Source organism: Erysipelothrix aquatica (assembly GCF_009828775.2).
Taxonomy (GTDB): Bacteria; Bacillota_I; Bacilli_A; order Erysipelotrichales; family Erysipelotrichaceae; genus Erysipelothrix; species Erysipelothrix aquatica.
Genome location: NZ_WTSY02000065.1, coordinates 1 through 2,749 on the forward strand (window position 1 = coordinate 1; position 2,749 = coordinate 2,749).

The 2,749-nt window shown below is 36.1% G+C and carries 1 protein-coding gene; it reads right to left on the reverse strand.

The genetic code is table 11. The annotated features are described in order from the left end of the window. Nucleotides 1-2,247, reverse strand: a 2,247-nt coding sequence (locus tag GVV20_RS10330) for an InlB B-repeat-containing protein (protein WP_201287505.1), incomplete at its 3' end; no start/stop codon positions are given. Nucleotides 2,248-2,749: the final 502 nt, after the last annotated feature.

A 2,749-nucleotide genomic window follows, 5' to 3' on the forward strand; every position in this document is an offset into this window, starting at 1 on the left:
TGCAGGGATCTTGCTTGCATCTAACGCTTGGTCGTATTTCGTAACAACTGGTGTTGATGTAGTTCCATCCACAAACGTTACTGTAACATTGTTTGCTTCATAGATTGCATAAACTGTTTGATCTGCTCTAATTGCAGCTGTGATATCAAATGAAGTTCCTTTGCCATCGGCTTGAGTGTTCCATTCTTTGAATGTATAGCCCTCTTTAACCGTAGCGGGAATATTGCGTGCATCTAATGGTTGATCATATTTTGTAGAGACATATGTCCATACAGTTCCATCCACAAACGTTACGGTAACACCATTTGCTTCGTAAATTGCGTAGACTGTTTGATCTGCTTTAATTGCAGCTGTGGTATCAAATGCAGTTCCTTTGCCATCGGCTTGAGTGTTCCATTCTTTGAAAACATAACCCTCTTTAACCGTAGTAGGAATCTTGCTTCCATCTACTGCTTGATCAAATTTTGTAACAACTGGTGTTGATGTTGTTCCATCCACAAATGTTACGGTAACATTGTTCGCTTCGTAAATTGCGTAGACTGTTTGATCTGCTTTAACTACCGCAGTGGTATCAAATGCAGTTCCTTTTCCGTCAGCTTGAGTGTTCCACTCTTTGAATGTATAACCCTCTTTAACTGTTGCCGGAATCTTGCTTGCATCTAATGGTTGATCAAGCTTCGTCGATACTGGTGTAGACACACCACCATCCACAAACGTCACTGTGACGTCAGTTGTCGACCATTTAGCATATAAGTTTAAATCATCTGTAACTTGCATTGTGTCAAAGTTCCATGCAGTTGTGAAATCTGCACTTGTGTACCAACCATCAAACTTAAATCCATCTTTAATCGGAGTTTGCGGTTTAGCAAGATGAGTCCCTTCATATTGTTCTGTTAGAACTAATGGATCTGCACCATTGTCATAGTTATAAGTAACAGTATATGGTTCCCCGAAGAAACCTACAAATATTGGCTTAATTCCGAACGGGTTGATGCGCAACGTGTTATCATCATTCACGAAATAAGATTGGATTGTAAGGCCCAATTTATCAGCAAAAAATTCATGATTAATAGCGACATCAGGATTGAGAGCCATATCTTTCGAATAATCTGTTGTAATTATCGAAAATTCACTCGTTCTAAATGTTTCATATTCCGTTGCTTGAGATGTAATCATGGCTTTAACAGCGTCTGATTTTTCAAAACGAAGTTTCACAACATCGATTGCTCCTCTTAGACCATCTGAAGATGCACCCTTTGAAAAGAACTTATCCGTGTCGCTACCATCTCCTGCAAGTGTAAAATCTTGGTCTGCAGTAAAGGTACGACCATCTGTTAAGGTTGCGACGATTTCAAAATTTGTTAGTGGCGATCCTGCAGGTGTTAAATAGTTTTGAACATAAGCTTTGGTTGCTTCATAATCAATACCAATTGTTTTCTCATTTGCACCTGCTGCACGGTATTGGTTACCGTCCGCAACAATGACATCTGGAATTTGACTACTATCAATATCAAATTCATAATACTCTTTACCATTTACTGGGACATTGTGGACCGTTCCAATTTGGATTCTATCCTGTGTTTCTAGACTCATCGATAAATCGATATTTCGATTCAATTGGTTTAACCAGTTAAAATCATCCACGATAACGTCAAAATCTTCTATTTCAGCACCAATTCGCTCACCTTGATATTGACTAAGGAACGTTGTCATTTGCTTAGTAAAATCATTTTTGATTTTGTCAAATCGATCAGGTTGCGTGTTTCCAGTACCTTGTCGGTACGCATATACTAAATGTGGTGCAACATATAATGTTCGTGAAGAAAAGAACATTCCTGGTTTGATTTTTATTTTGTTGCCACTATCGATAAAGTTTTGAGGTAGATTTGTAAAGTTTTGCACCTCTTTTAACTTACGATTTGGATCGGAAAACATCGATAAATTTATTGTTACAGTTAAATCATTTAAGGATTCAAAGTATTCGATTCCTCTAAAATCAAAGACTGTAATGTGATTAAACTCAACGTTATCACCACGAACAAATCCTACCGATTCGATTGTCTTTACGTATTCAATAAATTCTTCATCCGTTGTCAGTAATTTGTTTGAATTGGAGTACGCATAAGTTCTAACATAATCCTGTAGATTGTCAGAAAACATTGAATCCAATTTGTTGCTCTCTGCCGTAATAGGCACTGTCGCAAAGGCCATCAAAATGACCATACATAAACTTATGAACTTCTTCATAATTTCTCCTTTATCCGAACTCTTTCAAGTTCAATGAGTCAGATAAACCACATGCGATACTTTTGCATTACATGCAGTTGCCCAACAATAAAGGGGGATATAATTTAAAACTGTATTTAGGTAACTGTTTCGAACAAAAGCTATTAAGCCAAAATATTATAAAAGACTCATAATTTAAACTCCTCATCCTATAAGAATTGGGTGTTTTTAGAGTCTGAAAATTTATCTTGGATTCCCCCCCATGATAACTTCAGTGATTTTTGACGTGTGTCACGATTTCACTAAGATTGCAAACGATGCAATTTCGTTCAAATTTACATTACAAATACGTTCGAGTGGACTGTCTGTAATTAAATTTTGCTTTCAATCTGATTCATAAGAAAATGTCTTACGATTCAAACAATTAAACTCCCATTTCTAGAGTACTATTATAATAAAACCATATAAGCTATATTTATTAATTTTTTTCTTAACTTTACTATTATTTTATATTTAATTATAA